This is a genomic window from Acinetobacter sp. AS23 (assembly GCF_023612055.1).
In the GTDB taxonomy this organism is placed as follows: domain Bacteria; phylum Pseudomonadota; class Gammaproteobacteria; order Pseudomonadales; family Moraxellaceae; genus Acinetobacter; species Acinetobacter oleivorans.
Window position 1 is genome coordinate 662313 of sequence record NZ_CP082274.1, and the last position, 15617, is coordinate 677929.

10 protein-coding genes are annotated in these 15617 nt (G+C 38.6%); 6 read left to right on the top strand and 4 right to left on the bottom strand.

Translation table 11 applies throughout. The features are described from left to right. Positions 1–5: 5 nt before the first annotated feature. The 4 genes from K6I41_RS03245 to K6I41_RS03260 form a co-directional block, all read right to left on the bottom strand. Positions 6–1721, bottom strand: coding sequence for a proline--tRNA ligase (locus tag K6I41_RS03245; protein WP_250375192.1), 1716 nt, complete (start codon positions 1719–1721; stop codon positions 6–8). 58 nt (positions 1722–1779) lie between these two features. After that, positions 1780–4878, bottom strand: coding sequence for an efflux RND transporter permease subunit (locus tag K6I41_RS03250; protein WP_250375193.1), 3099 nt, complete (start codon positions 4876–4878; stop codon positions 1780–1782). Between the two features lie 15 nt (positions 4879–4893). Continuing rightward, entirely contained in the window at positions 4894–6003 is a 1110-nt protein-coding gene (locus K6I41_RS03255; RefSeq protein ID WP_250375746.1) for an efflux RND transporter periplasmic adaptor subunit, read from the bottom strand. 68 nt (positions 6004–6071) lie between these two features. After that, positions 6072–6707: a hypothetical protein gene (locus K6I41_RS03260; RefSeq protein WP_013196908.1), complete on the bottom strand. Its 636-nt coding sequence runs from the start codon at positions 6705–6707 to the stop codon at positions 6072–6074. Positions 6708–6992: 285 nt separating this feature from the next. Here K6I41_RS03260 and pilG point away from each other — a divergent pair, with 285 nt between their 5' ends. The 6 genes from pilG (at position 6993) to K6I41_RS03290 (ending at position 15602) form a co-directional block, all read left to right on the top strand. Further along, positions 6993–7376 carry a twitching motility response regulator PilG gene (gene pilG / locus K6I41_RS03265; RefSeq protein ID WP_000389061.1) on the top strand — a complete coding sequence of 128 codons (384 nt, stop codon included), beginning with the start codon at positions 6993–6995 and terminating at the stop codon, positions 7374–7376. A 23-nt stretch (positions 7377–7399) separates the two neighbouring features. Continuing rightward, positions 7400–7762, top strand: a complete 363-nt coding sequence (locus tag K6I41_RS03270; RefSeq protein ID WP_004789266.1) for a response regulator — start codon at positions 7400–7402, stop codon at positions 7760–7762. Between the two features lie 59 nt (positions 7763–7821). Next, positions 7822–8358: a chemotaxis protein CheW gene (locus K6I41_RS03275; RefSeq protein ID WP_005309806.1), complete on the top strand. Its 537-nt coding sequence runs from the start codon at positions 7822–7824 to the stop codon at positions 8356–8358. A gap of 44 nt (positions 8359–8402) precedes the next feature. Further along, positions 8403–10484 carry a methyl-accepting chemotaxis protein gene (locus K6I41_RS03280; protein ID WP_107881234.1) on the top strand — a complete coding sequence of 694 codons (2082 nt, stop codon included), beginning with the start codon at positions 8403–8405 and terminating at the stop codon, positions 10482–10484. A gap of 148 nt (positions 10485–10632) precedes the next feature. Further along, positions 10633–15135 carry a hybrid sensor histidine kinase/response regulator gene (locus K6I41_RS03285; protein WP_250375194.1) on the top strand — a complete coding sequence of 1501 codons (4503 nt, stop codon included), beginning with the start codon at positions 10633–10635 and terminating at the stop codon, positions 15133–15135. Then, positions 15135–15602 (top strand): hypothetical protein, encoded by a 468-nt coding sequence (locus K6I41_RS03290; RefSeq protein ID WP_198307108.1) that lies wholly within the window; start codon positions 15135–15137, stop codon positions 15600–15602. Before K6I41_RS03285 ends, K6I41_RS03290 begins: the two co-directional genes overlap by 1 nt. Positions 15603–15617: the final 15 nt, after the last annotated feature.

The following is a 15617-nucleotide window of genomic DNA, read 5'->3' on the forward strand; positions in this document are numbered from 1 at the left end:
ATTTATTAACGCGCTAACTTAGCTAAAAGTTCTTCTTTCGTTAAATTGCTCGCTTCAGCATCGCGACGGCCTTTATATTCAAAAGTACCAGCATCAAGACCTTTTTCACCAATCACAATACGGTGTGGAATACCCATCAATTCAAGGTCAGAGAACTTAACGCCCGGACGTTCGTTACGATCATCAAGCAACACATCAAAACCTTGAGCTTGAAGTTCTGCATAAAGTGCTTCTGCTGCTTCAAGAGTGCGTGGTGATTTGTGCGCATTCATCGGAACAATTGCAATTTCAAAAGGGGCAATGGCTTGTGGCCACATAATACCTTTGTCATCGTAGTTTTGTTCAATTGCAGCTGCAACAACACGAGTTACGCCAATACCGTAGCATCCCATGGTTACTGTAAATGGTTTGCCATCTTCACCTAGAACTTTACAGCCTAAAGCTTCAGAGTATTTAGTACCAAGCTGGAAAATATGACCTACTTCAATACCACGTTTAATTTGTAGTGTGCCTTTACCATCTGGAGATGGATCGCCTTCAACTACATTACGTAAGTCAAAAACTTCTGTAATTTGCGCATCACGTTCCCAGTTTACGCCAACAGCATGTTTATCAGCTTCATTTGCACCAGCAACGAAGTCTGAAAGAACAGATGCAGCACGGTCAACAATTACAGTTAAGCCTTTTTCAACTAAACCTTGTGGACCTGTAAAGCCAGCAGTTAAACCAAATGCTTGAAGTTGTGCTTCAGTTGCAAAAGTAAGAGGGGCAGCCACTAAAGGATGCTTCTCAGCTTTAATTTCATTAAGTTCGTGGTCACCACGTACAAATAGAGCAACGACAGGAACATTACCTTTTTCGTCAGCAACACCTTGAACCAATAATGCTTTCACAGATTGCTTAGGGTCAGCATTTAAGAACTGACATACATCATCAATCGTTTTCTGGTTTGGTGTTTCAACCAATTTAAATTCTTGTGTCGGTGCTGCAAGTTCACCCACTAAAACAGCCTCAGCCATTTCAACATTTGCTGCATAATCAGATTCAGTTGAAAATGCGATGTCATCTTCACCACTAGCAGCCAATACGTGGAATTCGTGTGAAGCTGAACCACCAATAGAACCTGTGTCAGCTTGTACTGGACGGAAATCTAAACCTAAACGAGTGAAAATACGACTATATGTGTCGTACATTACGTCATAAGTTTCTTGTAACGACTCTTGAGTTGCATGGAAAGAATAAGCATCTTTCATGATGAACTCGCGTGAACGCATTACACCAAAACGTGGACGAATTTCATCACGGAATTTGGTTTGAATTTGGTAGAAATTTACAGGAAGCTGCTTATAACTTTTAAGTTCGTTACGCGCCATGTCTGTAATAACTTCTTCATGCGTTGGCCCAAGTACGAATGGGTTCGTATGACGATCTTTAAAGCGTAATAATTCAGGACCATATTGTTCATATCGACCCGATTCTTCCCAAAGACTTGCGGGTTGAGTCACGGGCATGAATACTTCCATTGCGCCTGAGCGGTTCATTTCTTCACGAACAATCGCATCTACTTTTTTAAGCACACGTGTTCCCATCGGCAGCCATGTATATAAACCAGATGCCAATTTACGAATCATCCCCGCACGTAACATGAGCTGGTGTGAAATCACTTCAGCATCATTTGGGGTTTCTCTCAACGTTGCAAATAAAAAGCGGCTTGCGCGCATGGAAAAAGTCCTAAAAGTTAAGCGTTATAAAAACGCAGATTATACGATAATCGCTGCATTATGACATGAATCGTCGAGTTTGACGCAGCATAAAGTTTTTCAAGTCATCTAGATAAGTGAAAATGACGGGTACAACTACAAGAGTCAATAGGGTAGAGGTAATTACTCCCCCAATCACAGCGTGAGCCATTGGTGCGCTTTGCTCACCGCCTTCGCCAAGACCTAAAGCTAAAGGAACCATCCCCATCACCATGGCACTTGTTGTCATTAAAATTGGACGTAAACGAGTTTTGCCCGCTTGTAAAATAGCATCATAACGGCTTACACCCTGATCCATTGCTTTTTTAATAAAGTCGATAAGCAAAATCGCATTTTTGGTGACGAGCCCCATCAACATAATAATGCCAATAATCGAAAATAGGTTTAGGGTACTTTTGAATAAGAATAGGGCAAGAAAAACACCAATGAGTGACAATGGTAAAGAAGTCATAATTGCAGCAGGATGGATAAAGCTATTAAACTGAGAACCTAAAACAATATAGATAAATACAATTGAAAGGGTGATGGCTGTTAATGCATATCCAGCAGATTCAGCCATGTCAGCATTTGCCCCTTGAGTATCAAATGTATATCCAGCAGGTAGTTTAAATGCCTTTTGCATTTTATCGATGTCTTGACCAATGTCGCCACTAGGTCGTCCTGAAGTATTTGCCTCAATCAGTACTTCACGTTCAAGATCACGTCGGTTAATTTGTGAAGCACCGAGTTTTTCTTCGGTTGTTGCAACTGCGCTAAGTGGAACTAATATATTTTGCCCAGTCGCATTGGTCTTATTGGAATTGAGATATAGGTTCTGCACATCTTGTGGAAGCATACGTTTATTTTCATTTAAACGTACATTCACATCATAATTTTCGCCATCGCGATCTTCCCAAGTTGTGACATTATCACCCGCAATTAATGGGCGAATCGCATTGGCAATCTGAGAAACAGATAAACCTAAGTCACTTGCCAGTACACGATTAATATGGACACCCAGAGTCGGCTTTGGTTCTTTCAATGAGCTTTCTAAATCAACTACACCTTTAATTTTTTCCATTTCAGTAATAAAACGATCTGAAATTTTCTGTAGCTCATTTAGGTCAGATCCTTTAATAGAGATCATGATTGGCTTTTGTCCGCCAGAGACAGAATCTTGTGCTGCGGCAACAGAAGTCACTCGAATACCCGCTACACTTTGCAAACGATCACGGAACTCATTGTTGAGTGTATTTAAATCTGAGCTACGTTCTTGTTTGGGCTTTAAGGTCACGCCTAAACCCGCATGGTTTTTACCAGAGTCTACTTCACTGTTGACCACGCCATAAGTGGAAACCACATCGGGAAATTGTCTAATAATTTTATCGACTTGATGGAGTTTCGCTTGGGTATATTCCAAAGAAGCATCTACAGGAGTTTCAAACTGAATACGAACTTCACCTTTATCTGGGGTAGGTACAAATTCGGTCCCAATTAGTTTAGACAGTCCTAGTGCAGCAAATAGTGAAACAATTGCAATAATGACTGTGATGAAACGGAAACGTAAAGCCAGCTTTAAGAGCTTTTCATAAACATGAGTCAGTCGATCTAACACATTAGAAATATGGTTAAAAAAGCGTTGTAGCCAATTATCTTTTTTCTTGATTGGATCTTTCCAGTGAGCAGAAAGCATTGGATCGAGCGTAAAACTAATAAACATTGAAATTAAAACGGCTGTACTCACCGTTACGCCAAACTGATAAAAGAAACGTCCAATCAACCCGCCCATGAAGGCAACAGGTAAAAATACGGCTACAATGGTAAGAGTGGTTGCGAGTACAGCTAAACCAATTTCTTTTGTGCCTTCTAGGGCAGCAGTCACATGATCTTTGCCAAGTTCAGTATGTCTTACAATGTTTTCCCGAACCACAATCGCATCATCAATTAAGAGACCAATACTGAGTGATAGGGCTAATAACGTCATCATATTAATGCTGAAACCAAAAGCCCAAATGAACGTTAAGGTTCCTAGCAAAGTAATTGGTAAGGTTAAACCTGTAATGACGGTAGAGCGGAAAGAGCCTAAAAATAATAGAACAATTAAAACTGCTAAGGCAGCACCTTCAATAATGGTACGGGTCACATCTTTAATTGAAGCACGAATTCCTTTGGAGCTATCGGCCACAACTTTGTAGTTTAAACCCGCAGGCATTTGTGTTTTTAATTTCTCTAAAGTTTGGTAGGTTTTATCGACAACCTGAATTACATTGGCATCAGAACTCTTTAAAATATCGACAGAGACTGCTGTTCTTCCATTATAAAATGCGCTTGATTGTAGTTCGGCTTGTGTATCTTCAATCGTTGCAACTTGCTTTAGAAAAATTGGTGAACCATTTTTATTGGCAATCACCAAATCACCAAAAGCAAGTGGATGAATGACCTTTGATTGAATCTGTACAACCAGTTCAGAATTCTTTTGTTGTAAGGTTCCTGCGGGAACTTCAATATTTTCATTTTTTAGCGTATTGATGACCTGATCAATCCCAATGCCGTAACTTTGCAGTTGCTCAGGAAGAATTTTTATTCGTATTTGCCGTTTGGCATCCCCCAATAAATTCACATTACCGACACCAGACACGGTTTTAAGCTGCGGCACGATACGTTTATCTACATATGAACTTAATTGAGCCAAACTCATGCTATTTGATTCAAATACAACTGACATGATCGGGCTAGAGGAGGGGTCGTAGCGTTGTACAATCGGTGTATCAATTTCATCACGAAATTGGGCTGTGACAGGAGCAATTTTGTCACGAACATCTTGTGCTGCAAGGGCCGATGAAGTATCGAGATTAAACTCAGCCACAATCATCGAAAAACCTTCACTTGAGCGTGAAGTGATTTGTTTAATCCCGGAAATTGTATTGATCTGATCTTCGAGTTTTTTTGTAATATCTGATTCGACAGCTTCAGGTGAAGCACCAGCATATTGCGTAGTCACTACTACGAATGGGAAATCGACGTTCGGAAACTCTTCAACCGTCATACGTTTCCAAGAAGCTAACCCGAGTACCATTAAGCTGATCATCATCATAATAGTAAAAACGGGATATTTCACACTGATTCGAGTAAACCACATATGCTATTTGCTACCTTATTTATTTTTTCCGGTTGTAACCGTCACTTTTTTATTAATGTCGGAATCATCAAATTGAATACGGCTCACTAGATCTGTGCGTTGTAGACCATCAACTAAAGCAATATTGTCGTTATAGCGCTGTTCAATCACACGAATTTTAACTTTTTGAATGGTGTGATTACGTACCACCCATACAAAAGGATCATGTTGCATATTTTGAATGCTATCTAAAGGAATAGTTTGGCCTTGCTGAGTGTCATTACGGAGAATATTTCCATTAATGAAAGCGCCAATGCTTAGCGAATCAATTTTTTCTTTAGGAACGGCAAAAAATTCGATTTGTCGGCTGTCTTGATCTGCAACAGGTGAAATACGCGTAAGCGTCGCATTTAACTGTTTAGAATTTCCCTGAATCTGATATTGAATGCTGCTACCGACTTTAAGAGCAGACTGCTGTTCAATTGGTAGCTTGGCTTGTATTTCAAGTTGGTCTGGATTTACGATTTCAAATAATGTTTGACCAACTGATACAGTCTGACCAGGTTCGACTTGTCGTTTAGTAATGACGCCTGAAATTGGGCTGGTAATAATACCGTCTTGATCAGCCTTACGAGCAATATCAACATTCGCTTGTTGAGCCTTTACACTTTCAAGTTGTCCTTTATAGTCAACTTGACTCTGCTCAAACTCGACACGAGCAATAAACCCTTGATTAAAAAGTCGTTGCTTTCGGTTCATTAAATTGCGTGCAAGTTCAGCTTGTGACTGAGCTGATGCGAGGTTGGCGCGCGCTTGTGCTAATCGTGCAACATTGTCTTGATTATTCAATCTCACTAAAACTTGGCCTTTTTGTACCTGTTGACCAACATTTGTAGTTACAGTCGTCGCCGTGGCACTCACTTGAGCCTGAATTGAACTTTGCTGAACCGCACGGATGGTTCCCGTAAATGCAGTTTGAGAGTCAAGTGCTCCTTCTTTAACTGCAATCAGGTCTTGAGGAATGAGTTCAATTTTTGCTGGAGCTGATGCCGTTGTTTTAGTCGTTTCTTGCTGATTACATGCAGCTAAAATCAAACATACACTAATAATACTCAGTTTAAAAATAGTGGAAGGGGTGAGATGCATCTTGTGCATACAGCATCATCCTATAGTTCAAATTTTATTTTGCCCCTATTCTTGATAAACCTTTACAGTTATTCAAGCTTTTTTAAACGTTCGATAATGTTTTCATACTCGCTATTGGTACGTTTGTAAGTCTTGGAAAGTGTTTCAAGTGTCTGTTTGACTCTGTAAATATTATTTAGATTGTTTTCAATCAAAGTCTTATGTCGTTCAGGAATGACTTCTCTCTTTCTGAAATATTCCATTTCTTGACGTTTAAATAAAATTTTGTCTTGTTGTAACTGGTCGAGTTGTTCCTCTTGATAGTTAATTTGCTTCTTTATAGCAAGTAATGCTTGATCTCTTTTAAGCATGGCTGTCTTACTATTGCTATAAGCATTTTTTAATTTGATATCTAGTTCTCTATGCCGTGCCGATAATGCTCGTTGACTTGATTGATTTAAATCAGCCTCGGCACTATAAGAGTGATTTCTTTTAATCACTTGCATATTTTGATCTAGAACTTCATAACCGTAACGAATGTGAGCAGGAGTGACAGATGTACTGATATTGGCCGTACCGTGTTGATCATAATAACGATACCAGACCACTTTAGAAGTATCCGCTAGAGCCAAGGTTGTTGAAAAATAGAGCGAACCGAAGGAAATAATGCCTATAGATACAGACAAGCAGTTCCTATAAAAGGCATATTTCATCCGATTATTCATTGAATATCCCCAAAAAAAGAAAGCTAAATTGCTTATTTTTAAATAATTAATCTTTAATATATTAGTTATTATTTAGCTGAATAAAAATATAGTCATTATAAAAAAAATGATAATTTTAATTAAAGTGTGATGAGGTTAAAAGTTATTGTTTATAAATGAGAAAGTAGACAAAAATGCCTCATTGAAAATAGACTGTGAGATATGTTAAAAATGCGTATAAATGCGTAAAAACAAATTTAAGTTAAATTGCATTTATATTTTATATTTATGGGGATGGAAGATTAAATGGAAGATGCATTCCAAAATCTGAAAGTAATGGTAATTGATGACTCAAAAACCATTCGCCGAACAGCCGAAACTTTATTACAGCGAGAAGGCTGTGAAGTAATTACTGCGGTGGATGGATTTGAAGCTTTGTCCAAAATTGCAGAGGCAAATCCAGATATTGTTTTTGTCGATATCATGATGCCTCGTTTAGACGGTTATCAAACTTGCGCTTTGATTAAAAACTCTCAAAATTATCAGAACATTCCCGTTATCATGCTCTCTAGTAAAGATGGTTTATTTGATCAGGCAAAAGGGCGTGTGGTAGGTTCAGATGAATACTTGACGAAACCTTTTAGCAAAGACGAATTGTTAAACGCGATTCGTAATCATGTAAGTTCATAATTAAGTAATTTAAGGGCAAAGAAATGGCACGTATTCTTATTGTTGATGATTCACCAACAGAAACTTATCGTTTTAGAGAAATTCTAACCAAGCACGGCTATGATGTACTTGAAGCATCTAATGGTGCAGATGGTGTAACTTTAGCAAAAGCTGAACAGCCTGACTTAGTGTTAATGGATGTTGTTATGCCTGGTGTAAATGGTTTTCAGGCAACACGTCAGATTACCCGCGATGAAGACACTAAGCATATTCCAGTTGTTATTGTGAGTACTAAAGATCAGGCAACTGACCGAGTATGGGGCAAGCGTCAAGGTGCAATCGATTATCTGATTAAACCTATTGAAGAAAAGCAATTGATTGATGTAATTAAACAATTTCTAAATTAACTCATCCATCCATAAAAACATAAATAACGGGATTATCTGCCCGTTTTATAGGATCGAGTATGGCAGCGAATGGATTTATCGAGTTACTTCGTTTGTCTAAACGGGGTAATAAGAATTACGCTTCAGTTCAAAATGAAGCACAGCGATGGTCAGGGATTGCTTTTGAAATGAGAGGGCAATACTTCGTCGCACCACTTGGGGAAGTGTCAGAAGTTATCTATCCACCGAAATATACGCCAGTTCCAAACGCTCAAAGTTGGGTAAAAGGTTTAGCGAACATTCGGGGAAGGTTGCTTTCAGTTTCTGATTTGGCTCATTTTATTTCAGGGCAACGAAGTACATTTTCGTCTGCCCAAAAAGTGTTATGTATTAGCCATCACGACCAGTATGTGGGGTTGGTTGTGGATCAGGTCTTGGGGATTCAGCACTTTAATAAAAAAAGTTTTTTTTCTCAAAGCTTAGACTTAGAGGAAAACCTAAAAGATTATTGCCAAGGTTATTTTCACCAACATAATCAGCATTGGCATGTCTTTTTATTTAGTCGTTTATTGCAAAACCCACATTACATGAATGCATCGACAAAATTTATAAACTAATTTTTTTACGCTGTGAAAAACAGAGTATTTTCTGGGGAGAAGCTATGGGCTTTAAGCTTAAAAAGAAAGGCGGCAATCGTGTTGCGTCCGAAAAATCGGGTCTCAATTTTATTGCAAAAATCCAGTCAGGAATTGAGCAATACGCCAGTTTATTTGGGGAAAGTGAAAAGTCCAAGCCTATCCTTTATGTAGCGTTGTTATGTTTGGTATTTGCTTTAACTTCGCTCGTTTATTTATTTTATAGCGTACCTCGACATAACGAATTAACACGTAGTTTAGGTGAGTTGCGGTTATTGTCACAAACGATTTCTAGACAAGCTACTGAAGCAACGGCTTCTGGTTCACCTAAAGCTATGAAAGACTTAGCTGAATCAAATAAACTTTTTGCAGAAAATATCAAAGATGTTGAAAATATTCATGGTACATCTTCAAAAGAATACAAAAAGGTTGCGGTTCTGTGGAAAGCTTTGTCTTATGACATTAACTTAATCTCGTCACATCAAGATGTAATTAATCAGTTATATAACATGAATATCTCGATTAGTGACTCTATTCCAGAGATTCAGGCTGAATATAACTTGATGGTTGATAAGATGGTTCGCGAAAAAGCCCCAAGTAGTCAGGTGATTATTGCTAAGAACCAAGTATTTATTGCAGAACGTATTTTACGCTCTATTAACACTGTTTTGGTTGGTACTGAAAACTCTCAAACCTCAGCACATGACTTTGGTGTGGATATTGAGACGTTTGGTGTGTATTTAAATGCACAGCTAAACGGAAATGCTGAATTGGGTGTTGCTAGAGTTGAGTCTCCAGAAGTACGTGAGTCTTTGGAAGGTATTAAATCTGAATATGATAAAGTTTTAAAATCTGCAGCGGCATCAGTTCTTAAACATACAGATCAGATTGTAAACGTACGTCAGTCATCAGGCGAGATTTTATCGGAATCTGATGAAATGTTATCTGTATTGGGTGATCTTTCTGAGCAAACACAATATGGTTGGAAAGCATTTGCTTTAGTTGCACTTCTTACATTATCACTGCTTGGTTTAATTAGTTCAGTCTTAAAGCTTTTATCACTTCGTAGTAAAGCAGATAAACAACGTGTAGCTACCTTGCAAGAAGAATATGACCGTAACCAAAACGCGATTTTACGTTTACTAGATGAAATCGCCGACTTGGCAGACGGTGACTTGCGTTCATATGCAACGGTATCTGAAGATTTTACAGGAGCGATTGCCGACTCGATTAACTTTGCGATTGACCAATTACGTGATCTTGTATCCCGAATTCATGAAACTTCTCAGGAAGTTGCCCGCTATACGCATGATACACAGAATATTACTAACCAGTTGGCAGAAGCATCAGAGCATCAGGCACAAGAGATTGCCGGCGCATCAACTGCAATGAATGAAATGGCGCAGTCAATTGACCAAGTATCTTCAAATGCATCGGAATCTACCGAAGTAGCAGAACGTTCGGTACAAATTGCTTCTAATGGCGCACAAGTGGTAAACCGTTCAATTGAAGGTATGGACACGATTCGTGAGCAGATTCAGGAAACTTCTAAACGTATTAAACGTTTGGGTGAGTCTTCACAAGAAATTGGTAACATCGTATCGTTAATTAACGACATTGCGGACCAAACAAACATTCTTGCATTAAATGCGGCAATTCAAGCATCTATGGCAGGTGAGGCAGGTCGTGGTTTTGCCGTGGTTGCAGATGAAGTACAGCGTCTTGCAGAACGTTCAGCATCGGCAACTAAACAGATCGAAACTCTGGTTAAAACAATTCAGACCGATACTAACGAAGCTGTTATTTCAATGGAACAAACAACAACTGAGGTTGTACGCGGAGCGAACTTGGCAAAAGATGCGGGTATCGCCTTGGACGAGATTCAAAAAGTATCGGGTGACTTGGCAAACTTAATGGCCAGCATTTCTGATGCAGCAAAACTTCAGTCTGCATCTGCGAGTCATATTGCGACAACGATGACCGTCGTACAAGAAATTACTTCGCAAACGACAACTGCAACATTCGATACAGCACGTTCGGTTTCTGAATTAGCAAATATGGCAGAGTCATTACGTGAATCGGTAACGGACTTTAAATTACCTGATTAAATTGGGGATGAGGATAGCTGTTTCTATAATAGCTATCCTTTTAAAAAGTATTAACAACGCTAGGTAAATATTGGGGACACAGCTATTTATCTGGTGTTGACTCTGTCGTTTTTCTCCATTTAGGAGACAAGCAAAAGAAGCCTTTGCTATGAAAGAAATATTAAAAACTTTAACTGAAGCAATGATGCTACCGGAAGATAGCTATTCTCAACAAGATGCTGAATTTCTTGATATCTTCGTTGAAGAAATTGAAGAAATTTTTGTTGAATTGCAATCTTTGATTCATGAATGGATGCAATCTAAAAATGTTGCTACGCTGACTGAGATCCGTCGCCATTTTCATACCTTGAAAGGTTCAGGGCGAATGATTGCAGCGAAATCCTCTGCTGAGCTTGCTTGGACTGTAGAAGATACGCTTAATCGGATTATCAATGAGAGTCTCACATTAACTCCTAACATCCAACAATATGTTCAGTTGGTATTTAAGTTCTATTTCTTTAAATTAGTAGATGACTTTAAATCTAAAAAGGAACATGCAGTAGATTTTAGACCTCTTATTTTATTGGGACAACAATTACAACAACAGCAAAGTTTAGAGCCTGCTTTAGAAGAACTTTTATTATTGTCTGATACTCTCACTGCGGAAACTAAAACTGGTTTAGAGGTGAATGATTTAGAGCCGGTGTCAGATAATTTAATTCTAGAAACCACGATAGAAAGTGAACATAATCTTGCTGAAACCTTAGTTTTATTTATGGAAGAAGCGGAAGAGCACTTAGCGACCATTGATCAATTTTTAGAACAAGAAATACATCAGCACGAAAGTTATAATGCGCTCATACGTGCGTTACATACATTGCGCGGTAGCTCGGCAATGGCTCAGGTAGAAGCAATTTTTGATGCTAGTACGAAGGTTGAGCATTTATTCAAAATCTTATTACAAGAAGAACTTTCTTCTCATTCAGAAGAGATATTATTACTCCGTGATTACAGAAAGTTTATTCGAAATTGTTTAGATCTATTAGCTGCACACTGCTCTAATGACCAATTAGATTCTGACCTGAAACAATTCAATCAGGTTTGGGATGCGTATATGGAGCAGCATGGGGAGCATTCAAGCCCACTCATGCCTCCACATGGTCTGGTATCTCAGCTGTTACAGCTCAATGTTTCAGAATTACTTGATGCAGAGTTAGATTTTGAGAAGGGAATTCGTTCTGAGTTTCCTCACTATCTTGAACGATTAAGTGAACAAGCTAACTTGTTACTGCAACATACTCAGTCTCAGGCCATGGTTGGTTTATATGAATATACGAACCAACTAAAAGATAGCTATGATGTATTGCTTGATCGACCTGATTTATTGCAATCAGATTATGTTTTTGAAATTTATCAGAAAGCACATCAACAATTAATTCAGTTATTTGACGCATTAGCTGCGGGTCAAAGAGTTAGTATTATTGAGCAACACCAAAATGTTTTGGAAGAGCTAAAACTATATACCCAACATATTCCAAGCCTTAATTCTGAACCATTAGATAATCAGGATGTTGTTGAATCATTATTTAGTGTTGATGTAGAACAAACATCAGATGAATCTCCGGCATCTATCGAAAGTGTATTAACTGATCATGTAGCAATGAGTCAGAGTATGCATTTAGATCGCCAGTTCATGACTACTGAGCACGTAAATCGTTATTTTGATCCAGAACTGTTAGATATTTTTCTTGAAGAAGCTGATGAGTTGCTTGAAGGAATGGATACAGATCTTAATATTTGGGTTAATGATCAAGAGAACTTTGCTGCTCTTAATAACCTGATGCGTTATTTGCATACCTTAAAAGGTGGGGCAAATATGATTCAGGCAAATTATATTGGTTTAATTGCACATGAATTAGAAAGTATTTATGAGCGCATAATTCAAAGACAGTTGGTTGCTTCATCTGCTCTTATTGATTTTATCCGTCTGGTTCAAGATGATTTAGCTGACCGTCTACAAATAGTACGTGAGCAGCACCTCGATTATGCTGCTTTTCATACTATTCAAGCGCTTAAGAGTGCCGGTAAGGTATATGAGTCACTTGGCTCTGTTGTTGAAGAGATGCAAGCAGAGTCTGAAACAGATGTTATATCAGAATTAAATGTTGAAGTATTACAGCAAGAAGCTATACACGATACTGCGTTAAATCTCGATGAGTTAACTTCTAATTTTGAGCAGATTGTTGAGTCTAATACTCGACTTGTTGAGCACACAGAATTACAAATTTTTGATGCAGAAGGCTATACAGACAGTATCCAAGATCAGGATATTGATTCTGTTGTCGAGCAGACATTTATGGAGGAAGCGGCCGAGCTGTTAGAGATGGCCGATCATCTGTTAAAGCAGTGGTTTGAGCAGCGTACCAATCGTAGTATCTTGCTTCAGCTACAAAGAGCAGTGCACAGTTTGAAGGGGGGGTCCCGTATGTTGGGACTAGAAACTGTGCAAGCAATTGCTTATCAACTTGAGAATGCTTTTGAAAAATTTGCGCTTTATCATTTTAGTTCAAATATTTATGACAACCTATTAGAGAGTGCAATTGTCTGGTTAAAAGAGGCAATTTTTAAGCAAAATTATCAACATTTCGATGGTTTACAGCATAGTCTAGAAAATATTCAGTTTATTGAAACGGCAATTCAAATTCCGAGTAAATTGACTAGAACTGATCTATTTGGCACGGAACCTGTAATGAGTTTTGTACAAGGTGATGGTACAGAACCACCGCCAATGATGGGTGCATGGGAACATACCCAGCATCTTGAACAAAACAATGAGATGATTCGTGTTTCAGCAGATTTAATCGAGAAAATGATTGATTTGTCTGGTGAAAATTCGATTAACCGTTCACGAATTGAAATGGATCTAAGTCAATTTGGTCATACGCTCGTAGAAATGGAATTAGCCATTCAACGACTTGCAGATCAGTTACGTCGAATGGAAGGCGAATTAGAAACCCAGATTATTGCAAAACACGGTATTGAGCACTCTCGTTATACAGAATTTGATCCTCTAGAGATGGATCAATATTCTTCATTGAATCAATTATCGAAATCACTTGCCGAATCTGCATCCGACTTAGTCGATTTCAAAAATACATTATCCGAAAAAATCAGAGATACCGAAAGTTTATTGGTACAGCAATCACGTATTCAGGCTGAAATTCAAGAAGGGCTAATGCGAACGCGATTAGTACCATTCTCTCGATTGCTACCTCGTTTACAACGAATTGTGAGACAGACTTCTACTGCATTGGATCGACCAGCAGAACTTTTTGTTAATAATACCGAAGGTGAGCTAGACCGGACAATGCTAGAGCGTTTGGTTACACCGCTTGAGCACATGCTTCGAAATGCAATTGACCACGGTCTAGAAGATCGTGTGCAACGCGAACAAGCAAAAAAAACAGAAACTGGACGTATTGAACTAAATATTCACCGTCAAGGTACGGATGTTGTTGTTACGTTTAAAGATGATGGTCGAGGTATTGATATTGAGAAGGTCCGTCAAAAGGCTCTCTTGTCTGGTTTGATTAATTCTGAACAAGTATTAGAACATCAAGATATTTTGCAGTTGATTTTCCATCCAGGGTTAAGTACAGCCGATCAAGTCACTCAGATTTCAGGTCGTGGTGTAGGGCTTGATGTTGTACAAAGTGATATTAAAGCTTTGGGCGGACATGTGACTGTTGACTCTGTTTATGGGCAAGGAACAATCTTTACCATACGTGTTCCAACCACAGTAGCTGTTAGTGATGCCTTGATGGTTAAAGTTGCTGATCAACAATTTGCAATTCCGTTAGCTCAAATCGATCGAATTGTTCGAGTTTCACCAACATCGTTAGAACAGTATTTTGGAAGTGCACAAGAGTTCTTTGAATTTGAAAATAAACGCTATCCATTACGCTATTTATCTGAGTTTGTTGGTAATCAACCGATTCCACGTTTAAGTGGGATGATGTATTCGCTACCAGTATTAATGATTAAGGCCAATAATGGGCAAACCATTGCATTATTGGTTGATCAACTTATTGGTTCACGTGCGCAGATTGTAGTTAAGCCAATCGGGCAGCAGTTCTCTAGTATTGGTGCGATTGCAGGTGCAACTATTTTAGGTGATGGTCAAGTTTGTCTAATTTTAGATGGACAAAATATTGCTCGCCAAATTCAGTCTACTCGTCGACATAAGTCGCTCAATGAGACTGTCTATAGACAACGCGAGTCTGACGAACGCCGTCTCATTATGATTGTAGATGACTCTGTTACAGTCCGTAAGGTAACGACTCGTTTACTCGAACGTCAGGGCTATGACGTAGTCACTGCTAAAGATGGTATTGATGCAATTGAGCAGTTGGAAAATATTAAGCCAGATCTAATGTTGCTTGATATTGAAATGCCGCGAATGGATGGTTTTGAGGTACTTAACCTCGTACGACATCATGATCTACATCAACATATGCCAGTCATTATGATTACATCAAGAACTGGTGAAAAACACCGTGAACGAGCATTTGCTTTAGGAGTTAACCAATACATGGGTAAACCTTTCCAAGAAGAAGACTTACTTCACAATATTGATGCTTTTTTCACGACACGTGAAGAGGAGCTTGCCTAATGAAAAATCAGATAAGTACATCATTAATTAATGAAATGGATCAGCAAGAACTTCAACATTTAATTACTGTTTCAACCGGTTTTATTGATGCGTATATTATTGAGTGCGATCAGCAAGTGCCGATGCTATTGCCACAAAACATCGTGTTATCAGCGATGGATGTTAAAAATGGTATTAAGCATATTGAATGGCATGACGTAAAGCTTCCGGTCTATTCATTGCACAATGAAATTGACTCGCGAGCGGTGGCATTGGTTATTGAAAGTGAAGATATCAGCCAACGTTTTGCACTCATCTGCAAATCGATGCCAGCTTCAGTTCGTTTACGTATTTCTGAAGTCGTAGATGAAAATGAAGATATACAAGATACTTTACAGAATCCAAGTGTATTTAAATATGTGCGAATGGAGAATCAACGCTACCACGTTCCTAATTTGCAATATATCCAAAACTCGCTTCATCTATAAAAAAAAGGAACTCAT